This window comes from Rhizobium gallicum bv. gallicum R602sp, assembly GCF_000816845.1.
GTDB lineage: Bacteria > Pseudomonadota > Alphaproteobacteria > Rhizobiales > Rhizobiaceae > Rhizobium > Rhizobium gallicum.
Genome location: NZ_CP006877.1, coordinates 3,883,338 through 3,899,849, shown reverse-complemented (window position 1 = coordinate 3,899,849; position 16,512 = coordinate 3,883,338). Strand labels below are relative to the sequence as shown.

Below are 16,512 nucleotides of genomic sequence, written 5' to 3'. Positions count from 1 at the left end.
GGCGCGATCAGCGTGCCTGCGTGAAAAATATCTTTACAGCGAAGATCGAGAAGACCCCCGCGAAAGTGTAGTCCATTCCGCGCAGGATCTTGCTGTTCTTCTGCAGCCAACCCGCAAGCCAGTCGGAGGCGAGAACCACAAGCGCGTTCACCGGCATGCCGATGAGGATGAAGAAAAAGCCGAGGAAGAGCAGCTTGTGCGTGACCGCCGGATCGCCCGCGCTTACGAATTGCGGCAGGAAGGTCATGAAGAATATGATGACTTTCGGGTTCAGAAGATTGACCCAAAAGCCGACGGAAATATTGGAAAGCAGCGTGCCCTTGGCTTCGCTGACCTGCTCGACCGAAAGCTTCGAACCGAAACGGATCGCTTGAAGAGCCAGCCAAAGAAGATAGGCAGCACCTCCGGTTTTGAGGATCAGGAAGGCGGTCGGCGAGGCGGTGATCAGCGCCGAGATGCCGAAAGCAACCAGCATCGTATGGACCACGATGCCGAGGCTGGTGCCCAAGACGACGTAGAGTGCCGGCTTCTTGCCTTGAGACAGAGCGCGGCTGATCGAGAGCGTCATGTCCGGTCCGGGCGTGGCCGCAAGAAGCAGGCTGGCCGCGGAAAATGCGAGAAGGGTCGGAATGCTCGGCAAGAAGTCCATGGCACACTCTGAAAGCTGATAAGAGTTAGTCTTCTTATCCAAGTTTCAGAAAATTACCAATCAATCCTGATGATCCGCCTATCGCTTTTCTTCAAGGAAAGCCTTGAACCTGTCGGCATAATCCTTGTGCCAGCGCGAAAGCGGCGGGCGGTTTTCGATGATGTCGCCGATCGCCCAGGCCATGCGGCGCTCGTCAAGGGGACGGGGGACGTCGTTGTCCGGACAGAGGATATAGAAGTCGCCGCGCTCCAGGCTTTCGATCATGAAATCGACGGTCTGTTCCGGTGTCCAGGCGGCCGCGGGTTTTTCGGTGTGGTCACCCTTTGTAAGGCCAGTGAAGACAAAGCCCGGGATCAGAAGATGGGCAGATATCTTCGAGCCTTCGGTATTGCGCAGTTCGTGCTCGAGGGCTTCGGTGAAAACCTTCACGCCTGCTTTCGACACATTGTAGGCAGGATTGCCCGGAGGAGTCGTAATGCCCTGCTTGGAACCGGTGTTGATGATGAGCCCGGGCTCGCCATGTGCCAGCATCTTCGCTCCGAAGACCCGCGTGCCATTGATGACGCCGAGGAGATTGACGCCGAGGATGCTGTCCCAATTTGCCTGAGCGCTGAAGATCGAGGTTTGCGGACCGATGCCGGCGTTGTTCATCAGCACATGGACGCGGCCGAAGCGTTGAACGACAGCTTGTTCGACCGCCTCCAGCGAAGACTTGTCGCAAACGTCCGTCTTAACTGCCATCACACGCTCCTGGCCGGCAATGGCTTCGAGTTCGCCACGAGCCGTTGCCAGCCGGTTGCCATCGCGATCGGCGATGACGACGCTCATACCCGCCTCGGCAAAGCGCTTTGCCGCCGCAAGGCCGATGCCGGATGCGCCACCGGTGATCACCGCGACATTGGGCTTCTTGAGAATCTCCTGAATATTCGTCACGGGACCGGCCTCCTCAATCATTATTCGGACGCAGCCAGATATGGGTGCGCGTTTCGCGCAGTCAAACATCAAGCGTGCTCTGCCGGGAAAATCCTTGCCCTTGCGTCACGCGACAATCTCGCTAAAAGTGCCCGCGACACCGGGCTTTGCCGCCCATATGCAACGGACCTCATCATCATGGCATCTAAGAAAGACGTGAAAAAAGTCGTGCTCGCCTATTCCGGCGGTCTCGATACCTCAATCATCCTGAAGTGGCTGCAGACCGAGCTCGGCGCCGAAGTCGTGACTTTCACGGCCGACCTTGGGCAAGGGGAAGAGCTCGAACCGGCGCGCAAGAAGGCCGAGATGCTCGGCATCAAGGAAATCTACGTCGAGGACGTGCGCGAAGAGTTCGTAAAGGACTTCGTCTTCCCGATGTTCCGCGCCAATGCTGTCTATGAGGGCGTCTATCTGCTCGGCACCTCGATCGCCCGTCCGCTGATTTCCAAGCACCTGATCGATATCGCCCGCAAGACGGGCGCCGACGCGATCGCCCATGGCGCGACCGGCAAGGGCAACGACCAGGTCCGCTTCGAGCTTTCCGCCTACGCGCTGAACCCGGATATCAAGATCATCGCGCCGTGGCGCGACTGGGCGTTCAAGAGCCGCACCGAGCTGCTGGCATTTGCCGAACAGCACCAGATCCCGGTTGCCAAGGACAAGAAGGGCGAAGCGCCGTTCTCCGTCGACGCCAACTTGCTGCACTCGTCCTCCGAGGGCAAGGTTCTTGAGGATCCGGCGCAGGAAGCCCCGGAATATGTGCATATGCGCACGATCTCTCCGGAAACCGCGCCCGACAAGGCAGCCGTCATCAAGGTCGGTTTCGAAAGGGGCGACGCCGTTTCGATCAACGGCGTTCGCATGAGCCCAGCGACACTGCTCGCCACGCTCAACAGCTATGGCCGTGACAACGGCATCGGCCGTCTGGACCTCGTCGAAAACCGTTTCGTCGGCATGAAGTCGCGCGGCGTCTATGAGACGCCCGGCGGCACGATCCTGCTTTCAGCGCATCGAGCGATCGAATCGATCACGCTCGACCGCGGTGCAGCACACCTCAAGGATGAGATGATGCCGCGTTACGCAGAGCTGATCTATTATGGCTTCTGGTTCTCGCCGGAGCGGGAAATGCTGCAGGCGCTGATCGACAAGAGCCAGGAGCATGTCGAAGGCGAAGTGACGCTGAAGCTCTACAAAGGCAATGTCATGGTCATCGGTCGCGAGAGCCCGAAGTCGCTTTATTCCGACAAGCTGGTCACCTTCGAGGACGATCAGGGTGCCTACGACCAGAAGGATGCCGCGGGCTTCATCAAACTGAACGCACTGCGCCTGCGCACTCTCGCCAAGCGCAACCTCAAGAGTTAAGCGTGTCTCAATACGCTTGAGAAGAGGCCTGCCGGCGAGCGGGCCTCTTCTTTGGGTTGTTGCGGCGCTTGACGGATTGCCGGGTTAGCATAGTCTGCGCCTTTGATCCTTCGGAGCTTTTGCCATGACGCAATCCCTGCTCGTCGGCACCTTTCTGGCGGCTCTCTTTTATGTGCTCATTCCGGGCCCTGCGTTCCTTCAGCTTCTCGGGATCGGCGCCGGGCAAGGGCGAAAGGCTGGCGCCTTCTTCATGATGGGGCATCTCGTCGGTGATATTCTCTGGTCGGCGCTGGCGCTGGTTGCGATTGTCGGCGCGAGAACGATAGGCACCTTCGTCTTCGATCTGCTCGGATTGCTCTGCGGTTTCTATCTCGCTTGGATCGGCTGGAGCGCGGTAACGGCCAAGCCGAAAGGCGACGGGCGGGCCCTGGTGACAGTGAAGCGGCCCTTTCGCCGCGGGCTGATTTTCGGTGTGACCAATCCGAAAGGTTACCCGGTGGCGCTTGCGACCTTCACGGCATTGGTTGCCGGTTCGGCCGGTGCCCTCGATTTCGAGGCTTTGCCGCTGCTTCTCAGCGTATCCTTCCTAGGCTTCGTGACTGCCGATCTCATTCTTGTCGCCATTATAGGCGCAGGCGCCGTGCGGCGTTTCTACCGCGCGCATGAGCGGCTGATCGTCCGCTGCTCCGGCGTGCTCTTCATGGGATTTGCAGTCCAAGCACTCTGGCACGCAACGCCCGGCCTGCTTGCATGGCGCAAGGCCTGACGGCGCCTACGCGTTCAGGAAATTCACGATCGATTTCAGCGTCTTTAGGCTATCGGAATCGCCGATCGACATGGCGATCTGCAGCTGGTTTTCATAATAGTCGCGGAAATTGAACAGCGTGCCGTCGGTGATCGCGGTCAGATCGATCACATTGCCCTGCACATCGATGGCATGCATCGGCAACGGCTCGGAAATCGCCGCAAACGTGTTCTGGTCGATCCCGCCGGTGTCGTAGCTTTGGCGCGCATGGCTGCGCAGCTCGCTCGGGCTCATGGCAGCGAAGTCCGGCCCTTCGACTCGATTGTCTTCGACCTTGAATATCGCTGAAGCTGCCGCTCCGGCGTCGATTCCTATATCTTCGGTCTTCGAACTTTTTGCGTTGTTCTGGCTGTTCTTAAAAAGCAAACTCTGAGAAGACCGCACAGAAAAAATTTCCATGGCGCATGTCCCCTTGCGGAAAGAGTGGCTCAAAACTAGCGCCAGCGCGCGAGTCGCGTCAATCGTTAGCGATTGGTTAATTCTTATGTATCAATTCTTGCCCGTCAAATCTTGCGAGGGCAAGCAATGCGAATCTCGCAGGCGGCATACCAATGCGGTGATGCCTTGCCTATATTGCCGTTTCCAGCCTCTGCATAAAGGACGTCAGCATGCCTTCCACACAAGAGTTCAATCCGGCGCTTGTCAACTGGAACGGGCTTCATGGCCTGCCTCGCTTCGAGGCGCTGAACGACGGTGATTTCGCCGCTGCCTTCGATGCCGCTCTCGCATCTCATGAAGTGGAAATCGACGCGATCGCCACAAACGGGGAAGAGCCCACATTCGAGAATACGATCGTCGCCCTGGAGATTGCAGGCGATGAGCTTTCGCGTGTTTCGGCGCTGTTCTGGAACCGGGCGGGGGCCCACACGAACGATACAATCCAGGCACTGGAGCGCGATATATCGCCAAAAATGTCGCGCCACTATTCCAAGATCGGAATGAATGCTGCGCTTTTTGCACGTATCGATATGCTCTGGGAGGATAGGGAAAGTCTCGGACTGACACTTGAGCAGACACGTGTGCTGGAGCGCCACTGGAAGAGCTTCGTAAAATCGGGCGCCAAGCTGGTGAAGGCCGAGCAGGAGAAGCTTGCGGCAATCAACGAAAAGCTTGCAGGCTTGAGCACGCAGTTCGGACAGAACGTGCTGGCCGACGAAAGGAACTGGTCGCTGGTCCTTTGCGAAGGACCCGAGCTCGCAGGCCTTCCGGATTTCCTGAAGGACGCCATGGCGGCGGCAGCGCGCGAGCGCGGCGAAGAGGGAAAGTTTGCGGTCACTTTGTCGCGCTCGATCATCGAACCGTTCCTGACCTTTTCCGAACGGCGCGATCTGCGCGAGCAGGCCTTCAGGGCATGGGTCGCACGCGGCGAGAATGGGGGCGAGACGGATAATCGCGGCATCATCCGCGAGACGCTGGCCCTTCGCGGAGAAGTCGCGAATCTTCTCGGATATGGCAATTTTGCGGAACTGAAGCTCGACAACACGATGGCAAAGACGCCAGCCGCCGTAAACCATCTGCTGCGCGCCGTCTGGGCAAGAGCCGTCAAACGGGCGCTTGACGAAGAGGCCGATATCGCAAGGCTGATTGCCGAGGACGGCAAGAACCATGAGGTCATGCCCTGGGATTGGCGCTACTATGCCGAAAAGATCAGGGCCAAGAGGTTCAATTTTTCCGAAGCCGAACTGAAGCCCTATCTGCAGCTCGAAAAAATCATCGATGCCTGCTTTGATGTCGCCGGCCGACTCTTCGGCATTCGTGCCGTCGAGAAGAAAGGGGTCGCCGCCTATCATCCGGATGTGCGCGTCTTTGAAATTCGCGATAGCGAAGACAAGCTGGTTGCGCTTTTCCTGGGGGATTATTTTGCCCGCAGTTCCAAGCGCTCCGGCGCCTGGATGAGCGCGTTCCAATCCCAGCATAAACTCCCACTGAAGAATGGGCATCAGGGCGAACTGCCGATCATCTACAACGTGTGCAACTTCGCAAAACCGGCCGAAGGCAGGCCGGCACTGCTTTCGCTGGACGATGCGCGCACACTCTTCCACGAATTCGGCCATGCGCTGCACGGCATGCTCTCGAACGTGACCTATCCCACTGTGTCGGGCACCTCCGTTTCGCGCGACTTCGTGGAACTGCCATCCCAGCTTTACGAGCACTGGCTGACAGTTCCCGCAATTCTCAAGCAATATGCCGTGCATTTCGAAACCGGCGAACCTATGCCGCAGGAGCTGCTCGACAAGGTGCTTGCGGCCCGCACCTTCAATGCCGGGTTCAACACGGTCGAGTTCACTTCCTCGGCGATTGTCGATATGGAGTTTCACACGCGCGACAATGTGGAAGACCCGATGGCGGTGCAAAATCAGGTACTCGCCGAACTCGGGATGCCGAAGGCGCTTGTGATGCGCCATGCCTCGCCGCATTTCCAGCACATCTTCTCCGGCGGTTATTCGGCAGGCTACTATTCCTATATGTGGTCGGAAGTGCTCGATGCAGATGCTTTCGCCGCTTTCGAGGAAACCGGCGACGCCTTCAACAGTGAGATGGCGCAAAAGCTCAAGGACAACATCTATTCCAGCGGCGGCTCGATCGATCCGGAAGACGCCTATAAGGGATTCCGCGGCAAGTTGCCGAGCCCCGAGGCAATGCTCGTCAAGAAGGGCCTTGCCACATTCGAAGAGCTTTCGGGCAGCGACGCGTAAGGCGGCCCTTAACAAAATTGTCGCCGAAGTTTCGGAAAACCGTCATGTCATCTTCAAGAGACTGACATGACGGCCGCTCTAGGCTTGTTGCGAGAGATTCGATCCCGCTCTCGAAGCAAGCCGAATGAGCCATGGCATGAAACTGACGGACACGACGCGCCGCCGCTTCCTTTCTTCGATCGGCGCAGTCGGCGGCTTTGCGGCAGCCAGCCTCGTGATGCCATATTACGCGCGAGGATCTTCGAGCCGCCCCATCTTCACGTCAGGCGTTCAATCCGGTGATGTAGACGCAACGTCAGGCATGATATGGACGCGTGTCGACCGGCCATCGCGGCTCTTCGTCGAATATTCGACGAGCGACAAATTCGCGAATGCCGTCAGATTGGCCCCGATCGACGTCACACCGGAGGCCGATCTTGCGGGTAAGCTGCTGCTGCGGGATCTGCCGCCGGACCATGACATCTTCTACAGGTTTGCGGCCGCCGACCTGCAGGACGTCAACAGCGTCTCCGAACGAATTCACGGCCAGTTCCGCACCGCGCCTTCCAACAGGCGGACGATCCGCTTCGCATGGTCGGGCGATACGGCGGGGCAGGGATGGGGGATCGACGACGAGGGTATGCGCACCTATCAGACCATTGCCTATCACCGCCCCGATTTCATGATCCATTCCGGCGATACGATCTATGCCGACAATCCAATGCCGGACGAGATCCGGTTGCGTGACGGCGGACTGTGGAAAAACAGGATCGTGATCGAGGAGAAGCGCGACATCGCGCAAACGCTCGATCAGTTTCGCGGACAGTGGAAATACAATCTGCTCGATGAACATGTGAAGGACCTGAATGCGGTCTGTCCGGTCTTCTATCAATGGGACGACCACGAGATTTTAAACAACTGGTCGCCTTCGACCGACCTTCGCGACAATGATCGCTACAAGGAAAAGTCCGTTTTGACGCTGGCAACTCGGGCAAGCCGCGCCTTCCATGAGATGACACCAATCCGCTACATTGCCGCCGAACCAGGGCGCATCTACCGCAAAGTCTCATATGGTCCGCTGCTCGATATATTCTTCGTCGATCTGCGATCCTATCGGGGGCCGAACGACCATGGCCTGGATCAGGTCCTGACGGCGAAGTCCCGCATCCTTGGCGAAGGGCAGGTCGCATGGCTGAAGCGCGAACTGGTGCGCTCGACGGCAACATGGAAGGTGATTGCCTGCGATATGCCGGTCGGACTTGTCATCTGGGATGATTACGGAAAGCGCCGAGGCAGCGAGTCCTTCTCTAACGGCGACAATGGAGCGCCGCTCGGGCGAGAGTTGGAATTTGCTGATCTGCTGCGCTTCATCCGCGATGCGGCGATTTCGAACATCGTCTGGCTGACGGCTGACGTCCACTACACTGCGGCGCATTATTACGATCCGGCCAAGGCGAAATTCCGGGAGTTCTTGCCGTTCTGGGAATTCGTCTCCGGGCCGTTGCATTCCGGGACCTACGGAGCGCAGGAGCTCGACATGACCTTCGGCCCAGAGGTGCGGTTCATTAAGGCCGCGCCTGGCGGTGCGGATACCAATCTGCCACCGTCTGCTGGCCTTCAGTTCTTCGGACTGGTCGAAATCGACGGGCAGACCGAGCAGATGACCGTGCGGCTGATGGACAGAAACGATACCGAACTCTGGCGGACGGTCATCGACCCCCAACATGTGAGCTAGGCCCACATGGCCGCTATCGCCCTTCCCCCCTTTCGCAAACGCGAAAAACACTGTATGAGCGCGCCAAACGTAATTGGCGCTTTCCCTTGAACGTAGCGCCTCAGCCTCAGAGATTTGAAACATATGGCACTTCGCAACATCGCGATTATCGCTCACGTTGACCATGGCAAGACGACCCTGGTGGACGAGCTCCTGAAACAGTCCGGCTCGTTTCGTGAGAACCAGCGCGTTGCAGAACGCGTGATGGATTCGAACGACCTTGAAAAGGAACGCGGGATTACCATTCTCGCCAAGGCGACCTCGGTCGAGTGGAAGGGTGTCCGCATCAACATCGTCGACACTCCGGGCCACGCCGATTTCGGCGGCGAAGTTGAGCGCATTCTCTCGATGGTGGACGGCGCGATCGTGCTGGTCGATGCTTCGGAAGGTCCGATGCCGCAGACGAAGTTCGTTGTCGGCAAGGCGCTGAAGGTTGGTCTTCGTCCCATCGTCGCGATCAACAAGATCGACCGTCCGGACGGCCGCCACGAGGAAGTGATCAACGAAGTCTTCGACCTGTTTGCAAACCTCGACGCGACTGACGAGCAGCTCGACTTCCCGATCCTTTACGGTTCTGGCCGTGACGGCTGGATGAACGTCAACCCGGAAGGCCCGAAGGACCAGGGTCTCGCACCACTTCTCGACCTCGTGCTCGAGCATGTTCCTGAGCCGACCGTTCACGAAGGTCCGTTCACGATGATCGGCACGATCCTCGAAGCCAACCCCTTTCTCGGCCGTATCATCACCGGCCGCATCAATTCCGGATCGATCAAGCCGAACCAACCGGTCAAGGTTCTGCATGCCGACGGCAAGACGATCGAGACCGGCCGCATTTCCAAGATCCTCGCTTTCCGCGGTATCGAGCGTCAGCCGATCGAAGAGGCGCATGCAGGCGATATCATCGCGATAGCCGGCCTCTCTAAGGGCACGGTTGCCGATACTTTCTGCGACCCGTCGATCACCGAGCCGCTGCAGGCCCAGCCGATCGATCCGCCGACGGTCACCATGTCCTTCATCGTCAACGATAGCCCCTATGCCGGCACAGAAGGCGACAAGGTCACCTCGCGCGTCATCCGCGACCGTCTGTTCAAGGAAGCTGAAGGCAACGTTGCGCTGAAGATCGAAGAATCTTCCGAAAAGGATTCGTTCTTCGTATCGGGCCGCGGCGAATTGCAGCTTGCGGTTCTTATCGAGACAATGCGCCGCGAAGGCTTCGAGCTGGCCGTTTCGCGTCCGCGCGTCGTCATGCACAAGGACGAAGCAACGGGCGAGATGCTCGAGCCGATCGAAGAAGTCGTCATCGACGTCGATGAAGAGCATTCGGGCGTCGTGGTGCAGAAGATGTCAGAGCGCAAGGCCGAAATGGTCGAGCTGCGTCCGTCGGGCGGCAACCGCGTCCGTCTTGTCTTCTTCGCACCGACCCGCGGCCTGATCGGCTACCAGTCAGAACTGCTCACCGATACGCGCGGCACGGCCGTGATGAACCGCCTCTTCCACGACTATCAGCCATACAAGGGTGAGATCGGCGGCCGCGTCAACGGCGTATTGCTTGCCAACGACTCCGGCGAAGCTGTGGCCTATGCTCTCTTCAATCTTGAAGACCGCGGTCCGATGATCATCGACGCCGGCGAAAAGGTCTATGCGGGCATGATCATCGGCATTCACAGCAGAGACAACGACCTCGAAGTGAACGTGCTGAAGGGCAAGAAGCTGACGAACATCCGCGCCGCCGGCAAGGATGAAGCCGTCAAGCTCACGCCGCCGATCCGCATGACGCTCGACCGTGCGCTGTCCTGGATCCAGGATGACGAGCTGGTCGAAGTGACGCCGAAGTCGATCCGTCTGCGCAAGATGTATCTCGACCCGAACGAGCGTAAGCGTTTCGAAAAGGCACGCTACGCCTAAGCGATTCTAATTGCTGACATTTCATACCCCGGCCTGGCGCCGGGGTTTTTTGTTGTGCGGCCCGCTGATTCCGTCTTGTGACAATCGTTAAAAAAGCGTTAAATTTTGCTCAGCGTCCACATGTTAAGTCTGTGGGCAAACGGCCGAAACGCATCATCGCGTATGGTTAATTGCCTGCTGGAAGACCAGAGTAAGCGTTATGAAGACGTTGTCGATCGATGTCCGGCGGGCAGAACCGCATGATGCCCAAGCCATTTCCGAGGTGCATCGCCTCGCCTGGCAGCACACCTATGCCGGGATCATTCCACATCGCGCTTTGACGCAGATGATCGAGCGCCGCGGCGAGAACTGGTGGCGCAAGGCGACGCGCGGTCCGGCAACCCTCCTCGTTCTCGATGTCGCCGGCACGGTCGCAGGTTATGCCACACTTGGCCTCAATCGAGCTCGAGCGCTGCCGCAGGAAGGCGAGATCTACGAGCTCTATCTTCGTCCTGAGTACCAGGGCATTGGTCTTGGGCGCATGCTGTTCGGCGAGGCTCGGCGACTCCTGAAATCACTCGGCTGCAAGGGTATGGTGGTCTGGTGCCTGGAGGAAAACGAGAATGCCAGCCAGTTCTATCGTGGCCATGGCGGCATTGACTTCTGCGAAGGCATGGAAAGCTTCGACCACAGGCAGCTGAAGAAAATCGGCTTCATCTGGAACTGAAAAGCCCAGCCTCCGTCTTTTTAAACAGCGCTGCACCGCTTTGAGGCGGCAGCTGAAAATGGGCGCCCTGCTCCTCGATATTGCAGACGAATCTTGAACATCCCGAACAGCAAATGTTGCGTTGCGGGATGAAACGGACTATTTGGCTGCGAACAATTCACCTCGTGGGAGTTTTCGTATGCGCATCGACGCCATTTCCATCGGCAAGAATCCTCCGGAAGATGTCAACGTCATCGTTGAAGTTCCGGTCGGCGGTCACCCCATCAAGTATGAAATGGACAAGGAAGCCGGCACGCTGGTCGTCGACCGCTTCCTCTACACGCCGATGACCTATCCGGGCAACTACGGCTTCGTGCCGCATACGCTTTCGGAAGACGGCGATCCGATCGATGTCCTGATCGCCAGCACGCGTCCGCTGGTTCCGGGCTGCGTCATCAATGTCCGCCCGATCGGCGTTTTGAAGATGGAAGACAATTCGGGCAAGGACGAGAAGATCATCGCCGTCCCGTCGCCGGCCCTTACGCTGCGCTACGAGAAGGTGAGGGACTACACCGACCTTCCTGAGATTACCTTGAAGCAGATCGAACACTTCTTCGAGCACTACAAGGACCTGGAGCCCGGCAAGTGGGTGAAGATTTTCGGCTGGGGCGATTCGAAGGAAGCCGGTCAGCTGATCCTCGAAGCCGTTGAGCGCGCCAAGAAGGCGAAGTAAGACGCTATAGCTTCAGAAGCTTTTCGAGCCTTTCCATCAAGTCCTCCCGACCGCTACCGATCCGGAGGACTTTTTTGCGCGATGTATCGCCCGACATCACTTGAATCGAGGATTTCGGAATGCCGAGGGCCTTGGACAGAAGCGCGATCAGCGCCTGGTTCGCTTTTCCCTTCTCAGGAATCGCTGCGACACGGATCTTAATGTGGCACTCGCCTTCGGCATCGGCCTCGATGCCATCGATCGCGTCGCGCCCGCCATTCGGGGTCAACCGAACGGCGAGTCGTATATGATCATCGAATATCTTCCAGGCGGAGTTCACGCCACCAGCGGGAAGATGGTGTTCCACATCAGCGAGCGCAGGAAGAAGATAATCAGCAGCAGAATGATCGGCGAAATGTCGATGCCGCCGAGATTCGGCAGCAGCCGGCGAATCGGCCGCAGCAGCGGCTCGGTGACATTATAGAGGAACATGCCGACCGAATTGACGAACTGGTTCGAGGAATTGATGACGTTGAAGGCGTAAAGCCATGAGAAAATGGCACTCGCAATCAGCACCCAAGTATAAAGATTCAAAGCCAAATCAATGGTTTGAAAGAGGGCAATCATCTTGGTCTCCAGTTCGTTGCTGACAGACATGTATCCATTGGCGGCTAAACGGGCAAGTGCCGCGTGAAAACCCGCGGCGAATCACGCTTGGCGAACCCGCCCAGTTCATGCGTCCGGCTTTTTCGCAGCAGATAACGAGCAGCGCAATGGGAAAGCAGCAGCGCTTGGTCTCAAGTGGATTGATGCGCGCTATGCGGACAGCGCAGCTATGGAGCCCGGTACGGCCTTAGCCGTCTTGCCTTCAAAGACGATATCGAGAAATTCGGTCAGCCACGCCTTGAGCGGTGCATCGAAGAGCATTCGGCCCTCCAGATGTTCCCGGCCCTGCTGCGCGTTCGGCAGAATGAAACGGTGGGCGCCGTGGACGACCCAGCGATGCATCATCACGCGGGTGAGCTCTGCGTGGAATTGCAGCGCCCAGGCGTTCCCGTTGTAGCGAAAGGCCTGGTTGGGATAGGTATCGCCTTCCGCAAGCAAATGGGCGCCGTGCGGCAGATCGAAGCCCTCGCGATGGAAATGGTAGACCATCTTCGGCCAGTGCATCAGCAGCCGGCCCTTTTCGGTCGGGCGGAGCGGATACCAGCCGATTTCGGTCGAGCCGTCCGCATTCGACTGCACCTTGCCGCCAAGATGGCGCACCAGCATCTGCGCTCCAAGGCAGATTCCGAGGAACGGGCGGTTTTCCCTGAGTGGAATGTCCAGCCAGTTGATCTCGCTCTTTATGAATTCGTCTGGATCGTTTGCACTCATCGGCCCGCCGAAGACGACCGAACCGGCATGGTTCTCCAGCGTAGTGGGCAGCTTGTCGCCCAGAACCGGGCGGCGAATGTCGAGGTTATAGCCCTTGTTGGCCAGGAGCTGGCCGACGCGGCCTGGGCTGGAGCGTTCCTGGTGCAGGATGATCAGTATGGGGCGCTTGTCGCGTTTGATCGGACGGTCAATCGGCATCGTCTTGCACCACCACCGTATCGGTCACCCGTGCGGCTGCCTCCTGACGTTTCTGGATGCGCTCGCGGGAGGAAACACCCAAGAGATCGGCGATCCGCCAAATAACGTGGTCCTCCATCTCGCTGCGTTCGCCGTCGGCATAGACGATGTCCCAGAGAATGCCGATGAGTTCCAGCCGTTGCTCGGTATCGAGATGGCGTTTCAGGTCGGAGGTGAAGCGGTAATAGTCGACGGCGCTGCTCTCGGCTTCCTGGCCAGCCGCAATCACTGCCTCAAGCGGCTTTCCGTCAAGGCCGTACTGCTCCTTGAGCAGTTTGCGGAGCCGCTTCTTTTCGCTGTCCTTGATCTTACCGTCCGCTTCCATCACTTGCATGCAGAGAGCGGCAACGGCAATGCGGGGATCGTCAGGGCTAAAACCCTTCTTGGGGTTGTTTGCGGTGAGCTTTTGGAAGAATGCCTGAAAACGTTCGAACATGCGGATTTTATTCCATTTCAGAAAAGGCGGAGTCGTGTCTTGGGTTCCGGTTCCGCCTTCATGTTGCGAACGCCAGGGTCGTCCGGCATTCCATAAAAGGGTTTCGGCTCTGGCTGTGCGGCAATCGGCTCTGGCTGTTTGGACGCCGTCGCGGGCAAGCCAGGCTTCGGTGCGGCAGCAGGAGCCGGCCGCGCGGCCTCTGCAATCGTCGCGGCGCGCTCCAGTTCAATGATGCGATGATCGTTGGCCGGGCTTTCTGGCCGTGTCTCGCGAACGGGCGGCAGGGTCTTCAGCGCGGTATCGATCGAGACGGCGGAGCCGTCCTCGATCGGTCCTTCAAGCTGACCGAAGGGCGCCTTCCATTCGAAGGCGTCGAGACGGCCGGTGAGGGGTGAGACGGGAAGCCATTTGTCCGAAACGAAGCCGTCAGCCACCCAGGCCGGATCGCGCGGCGCCTTCAGCGCCTGCGCCAGCCAGTGGCGTATACGGCCTTGGTCGCCGGTCTCGGCTTCCTCGATATCAGCAAGCAGCAGGAAGGCCGCTTCACGCGGCTGCATGCGCGCTGCCGCTTCGGCCTTGGCCCTGGCCTTGGCGAAATCCTGCGCATCGAGAGCCGCCTGTGCGACCACCAGCAGGGATTCGACGTTGTTGGGGCGCAGGGCTTCCAGCCGTTCGGCTCGCTTCAGGCGATCGACGGCGGAATCGCCGCTTCGGGCAAGCACATAGGTGCGGCCGATCTCGGGGTGTGGCCCTGCCTTCCAGGCCTGTTCGAGGATTGAGGCGGCCTTGCGCAGCTTGTCGTCACGGAAAAGCGCCTTGGCGGCAATGATCGCGGCCGGTTCGAAATCGGCAATGAGCTTCAGCGCATGCATCGCGTCGTCGCGCGCACCGGCCGGATCGCCTTCGAGCTTGTCGCCGGCGCGAGCCGTCAGCAGAACTCCGCGCAAGCGTTCCGCATCCTGCTTTTCGACGACACGCGCGGCCTTCTGTTGCTCAAGAAGCAGGATGGCGTCGTCCCAGCGGCCGGCCTGGCTGCGGTATTCGAGCGTCGCCTGCGCTGCCCAGGGCAGGTAAGGCGCGCTGTCGGCCGCCTTTTCGGCATATTGGCGTGCGGCCTCGTTGGCGCCGAGGCGCTTGGCCTCGAGATAGAGCCCGCGAAGGCCAAGTTCACGTGTTTCCGGATCGTTGGCCATCGCTTCGAACTTGGCACGGGCTTCGTCATGCCGGCCCTCGATCAAGGCCGCCTGCGCTTCTAGCAGGTTGATCAGCGGCTCCTGATCGGCGCGGATGAGGCCGCGGGACCGGGCTGCCATCTTGCGGGCAAGCAGGGCATTTCCGGCGCCCGCGGCGATAAGGCCGGTCGAGAGGGACTGGTAGCCGCGATCACGCTTGCGGGCGCGAAAATAGCGGGTCACGGAATGGGGCGACGTCCAGACCGTGCGGACCAGCCACCAGGCGATCATGACACCAGCAATCAGTGCGATGAGGCCGCTTGCCGCGACGATCAGCTTTGCCTGATAAAGCCGGCCTTCCCACACCAGCGAGAGATCGCCGGGGCGATCGGCAAGCCAGGAGAAGCCGTAGCCGAGAGCGACGACGAGGATGACGAAGACGACGAGACGAATCATCGATCAACCCTCCTTGCCGGCGCCAGAAATGGCCTTGGAGAGCGCACCACCCACCAGTTCCTCGACGCGGATGCGGGCTTCCAATGACTGTTTGAAGGCGGCGGACGCCTGCTTTGCGTTCGAGGGCAAGCCGTTCCATTCGTTGGCAGCGCCCGGTAGGTCGCCGTTCTTCACCTTGTCTTCCATACGCGCCGCAATCGCCTCGACACTTTCGCCCTCGATGTTGCCGACAGGGCGCACGGTGACGAGCGACTTGGCACTCGCCATCAGCCGGTCCGACCAGCTCTGGTTCGGATCCGCTCGGTTGACGGATTGGATGATGGCGGTCGCGACGTCGGGAACCTGGCGGATCAGTTCGGCGCGAGAGGGTACGCCGGTTTCGGCGAAATTACGGAGGTCGGCGACGGCGGGGTCGTCCGGCGAAACGCCGGCGAAAGTATCGAGCTCGGCCATGAAAGGTCCGCCGCGGTCGATCGCTGCCTTGAGGGCCGCAGCGGCGATCGCCTGCGCAACGGCAACATCCTGGCGTGGTTCGTCGAGCTTCTTCTCTGCTTCTTCCAGGCGCTTGATAATGTCGGCGCCGCCCGACGCCCGCTCTTCAAAGGTTTGAGAGAGAGATGTGCGCAACTGTTCCAGCTGAGTGGCCAAATCCGTGACCTTCTGGTTCAGCGCGTCGACCTCCGGGGTGTCTACTGGCCCCGTCGCGGCAGGCGTCTTTGCCGCCGTTTCGAGCGCAGAGACACGCTTGTCGAGCGTATCGTCGCCGGTGTTCGGCGCGGCGGCGAGGTTCGCGATCGATTGCTTGAGGCCGTCGATTTCAGCTGAAAGGCTGGCCGTTTCATCCAGCGCGGTCTGAGGTGCGGAAGACGTCGGAAGGTAGCCGGCATATTGGATCACGCCAGCACCCAGCAGGGCAACGAGGCCGCCGAAAATACCGGCGGCGATCAGACCCGACGTCGTTCCGCCGCGCGGCTTTTGCCGGACGGGCTCGGGGTCAGTTGCCATTTCCGGCTGACGGGGCTCCTCAAAGGCAGCGGCGCGCTCTGCCGTATCCTCGGCCAATGGTTCTTTTTCCGGATCGGCGGAAGCCTCTAGGCCGCCTGTCGCGTTGTCTGCGTCGGGCGTGCCGGCGTCAGGGGCGTTTGCTTCTGATTTCTCCTCGGTATCGGCTGCTGCTGCAATTTTCTGCGCTTCCAGATCGATCGTGACCGGCTCGTCGGCGTTTTTCGAATGACGTGGCGGATTTCCCGATACCATGCGTACCTCATTTTCCTGCATCGCAACGAAACTAGTCA

General features: G+C 59.3%; 16 protein-coding genes. 7 read left to right on the top strand and 9 right to left on the bottom strand.

Annotated elements, in window-relative coordinates:
- Positions 1 to 7 precede the first annotated feature (7 nt).
- Together RGR602_RS19060 and RGR602_RS19055 are read right to left on the bottom strand one after the other, a co-directional pair.
- Positions 8 to 649, bottom strand: a complete 642-nt coding sequence (locus RGR602_RS19060; protein WP_039846379.1) for a LysE family translocator — start codon at positions 647 to 649, stop codon at positions 8 to 10.
- A 78-nt stretch (positions 650 to 727) separates the two neighbouring features.
- A complete protein-coding gene (locus RGR602_RS19055) occupies positions 728 to 1,582 on the bottom strand; it encodes an SDR family NAD(P)-dependent oxidoreductase (RefSeq protein WP_039847031.1) in 855 nt (284 codons plus the stop codon).
- Positions 1,583 to 1,759: 177 nt separating this feature from the next.
- On the opposite strand from RGR602_RS19055, the gene RGR602_RS19050 reads away from it, so the two are divergent.
- Positions 1,760 to 2,983 (top strand): argininosuccinate synthase, encoded by a 1,224-nt coding sequence (locus tag RGR602_RS19050; protein WP_039846378.1) that lies wholly within the window; start codon positions 1,760 to 1,762, stop codon positions 2,981 to 2,983.
- Positions 2,984 to 3,107: 124 nt separating this feature from the next.
- Entirely contained in the window at positions 3,108 to 3,749 is a 642-nt protein-coding gene (locus RGR602_RS19045; RefSeq protein WP_039846377.1) for a LysE family translocator, read from the top strand.
- A gap of 6 nt (positions 3,750 to 3,755) precedes the next feature.
- Here RGR602_RS19045 and RGR602_RS19040 read toward each other — a convergent pair whose 3' ends face one another.
- Positions 3,756 to 4,187, bottom strand: a complete 432-nt coding sequence (locus tag RGR602_RS19040) for a hypothetical protein (protein ID WP_039846376.1) — start codon at positions 4,185 to 4,187, stop codon at positions 3,756 to 3,758.
- 209 nt (positions 4,188 to 4,396) lie between these two features.
- On the opposite strand from RGR602_RS19040, the gene RGR602_RS19035 reads away from it, so the two are divergent.
- The 5 genes from RGR602_RS19035 to ppa all read left to right on the top strand — a co-directional run bounded on the left by RGR602_RS19035 (position 4,397) and on the right by ppa (position 11,560).
- Positions 4,397 to 6,484, top strand: a complete 2,088-nt coding sequence (locus RGR602_RS19035) for a M3 family metallopeptidase (RefSeq protein WP_039846375.1) — start codon at positions 4,397 to 4,399, stop codon at positions 6,482 to 6,484.
- 136 nt (positions 6,485 to 6,620) lie between these two features.
- Entirely contained in the window at positions 6,621 to 8,198 is a 1,578-nt protein-coding gene (locus RGR602_RS19030; protein ID WP_039847030.1) for an alkaline phosphatase D family protein, read from the top strand.
- A gap of 123 nt (positions 8,199 to 8,321) precedes the next feature.
- Positions 8,322 to 10,142 (top strand): translational GTPase TypA, encoded by a 1,821-nt coding sequence (gene typA / locus RGR602_RS19025; protein ID WP_022717387.1) that lies wholly within the window; start codon positions 8,322 to 8,324, stop codon positions 10,140 to 10,142.
- Between the two features lie 199 nt (positions 10,143 to 10,341).
- Entirely contained in the window at positions 10,342 to 10,848 is a 507-nt protein-coding gene (locus RGR602_RS19020) for a GNAT family N-acetyltransferase (RefSeq protein ID WP_039846374.1), read from the top strand.
- Between the two features lie 178 nt (positions 10,849 to 11,026).
- The gene (gene ppa / locus RGR602_RS19015) at positions 11,027 to 11,560 is read left to right on the top strand and encodes an inorganic diphosphatase (protein ID WP_022717389.1); all 534 of its coding nucleotides are present in this window, start codon (positions 11,027 to 11,029) and stop codon (positions 11,558 to 11,560) included.
- Positions 11,561 to 11,564: 4 nt separating this feature from the next.
- On the opposite strand, the gene RGR602_RS19010 is transcribed toward ppa, so the two are convergent.
- The 6 genes from RGR602_RS19010 to RGR602_RS18985 all read right to left on the bottom strand — a co-directional run bounded on the left by RGR602_RS19010 (position 11,565) and on the right by RGR602_RS18985 (position 16,474).
- Positions 11,565 to 11,879 carry a DUF167 domain-containing protein gene (locus tag RGR602_RS19010; RefSeq protein ID WP_039846373.1) on the bottom strand — a complete coding sequence of 105 codons (315 nt, stop codon included), beginning with the start codon at positions 11,877 to 11,879 and terminating at the stop codon, positions 11,565 to 11,567.
- Positions 11,876 to 12,166 (bottom strand): YggT family protein, encoded by a 291-nt coding sequence (locus RGR602_RS19005; protein WP_028739981.1) that lies wholly within the window; start codon positions 12,164 to 12,166, stop codon positions 11,876 to 11,878. Before RGR602_RS19005 ends, RGR602_RS19010 begins: the two co-directional genes overlap by 4 nt.
- A 189-nt stretch (positions 12,167 to 12,355) precedes the next feature.
- Complete coding sequence (locus RGR602_RS19000) at positions 12,356 to 13,114, bottom strand: glutamine amidotransferase (RefSeq protein WP_039846372.1); 759 nt, start codon at positions 13,112 to 13,114, stop codon at positions 12,356 to 12,358.
- Positions 13,104 to 13,589: a tellurite resistance TerB family protein gene (locus tag RGR602_RS18995; protein WP_039846371.1), complete on the bottom strand. Its 486-nt coding sequence runs from the start codon at positions 13,587 to 13,589 to the stop codon at positions 13,104 to 13,106. Before RGR602_RS18995 ends, RGR602_RS19000 begins: the two co-directional genes overlap by 11 nt.
- A gap of 17 nt (positions 13,590 to 13,606) precedes the next feature.
- Complete coding sequence (locus RGR602_RS18990) at positions 13,607 to 15,217, bottom strand: heme biosynthesis protein HemY (protein ID WP_039846370.1); 1,611 nt, start codon at positions 15,215 to 15,217, stop codon at positions 13,607 to 13,609.
- 3 nt (positions 15,218 to 15,220) lie between these two features.
- Positions 15,221 to 16,474 carry a COG4223 family protein gene (locus RGR602_RS18985; protein ID WP_039846369.1) on the bottom strand — a complete coding sequence of 418 codons (1,254 nt, stop codon included), beginning with the start codon at positions 16,472 to 16,474 and terminating at the stop codon, positions 15,221 to 15,223.
- Positions 16,475 to 16,512 lie beyond the last annotated feature (38 nt).

What these genes read in the sequence shown, in the direction of transcription:
- RGR602_RS19060 (WP_039846379.1), bottom strand. Translation starts at nt 649, where the DNA reads ATGGACTTCTTGCCGAGCATTCCGACCCTTCTCGCATTTTCCGCGGCC.
- RGR602_RS19050 (WP_039846378.1), top strand. Translation starts at nt 1,760, where the DNA reads ATGGCATCTAAGAAAGACGTGAAAAAAGTCGTGCTCGCCTATTCCGGC.
- RGR602_RS19045 (WP_039846377.1), top strand. Translation starts at nt 3,108, where the DNA reads ATGACGCAATCCCTGCTCGTCGGCACCTTTCTGGCGGCTCTCTTTTAT.
- RGR602_RS19040 (WP_039846376.1), bottom strand. Translation starts at nt 4,187, where the DNA reads ATGGAAATTTTTTCTGTGCGGTCTTCTCAGAGTTTGCTTTTTAAGAAC.
- RGR602_RS19035 (WP_039846375.1), top strand. Translation starts at nt 4,397, where the DNA reads ATGCCTTCCACACAAGAGTTCAATCCGGCGCTTGTCAACTGGAACGGG.
- RGR602_RS19030 (WP_039847030.1), top strand. Translation starts at nt 6,621, where the DNA reads ATGAAACTGACGGACACGACGCGCCGCCGCTTCCTTTCTTCGATCGGC.
- typA (WP_022717387.1), top strand. Translation starts at nt 8,322, where the DNA reads ATGGCACTTCGCAACATCGCGATTATCGCTCACGTTGACCATGGCAAG.
- RGR602_RS19020 (WP_039846374.1), top strand. Translation starts at nt 10,342, where the DNA reads ATGAAGACGTTGTCGATCGATGTCCGGCGGGCAGAACCGCATGATGCC.
- ppa (WP_022717389.1), top strand. Translation starts at nt 11,027, where the DNA reads ATGCGCATCGACGCCATTTCCATCGGCAAGAATCCTCCGGAAGATGTC.
- RGR602_RS19005 (WP_028739981.1), bottom strand. Translation starts at nt 12,166, where the DNA reads ATGATTGCCCTCTTTCAAACCATTGATTTGGCTTTGAATCTTTATACT.
- RGR602_RS19000 (WP_039846372.1), bottom strand. Translation starts at nt 13,114, where the DNA reads ATGCCGATTGACCGTCCGATCAAACGCGACAAGCGCCCCATACTGATC.
- RGR602_RS18995 (WP_039846371.1), bottom strand. Translation starts at nt 13,589, where the DNA reads ATGTTCGAACGTTTTCAGGCATTCTTCCAAAAGCTCACCGCAAACAAC.
- RGR602_RS18990 (WP_039846370.1), bottom strand. Translation starts at nt 15,217, where the DNA reads ATGATTCGTCTCGTCGTCTTCGTCATCCTCGTCGTCGCTCTCGGCTAC.
- RGR602_RS18985 (WP_039846369.1), bottom strand. Translation starts at nt 16,474, where the DNA reads ATGGTATCGGGAAATCCGCCACGTCATTCGAAAAACGCCGACGAGCCG.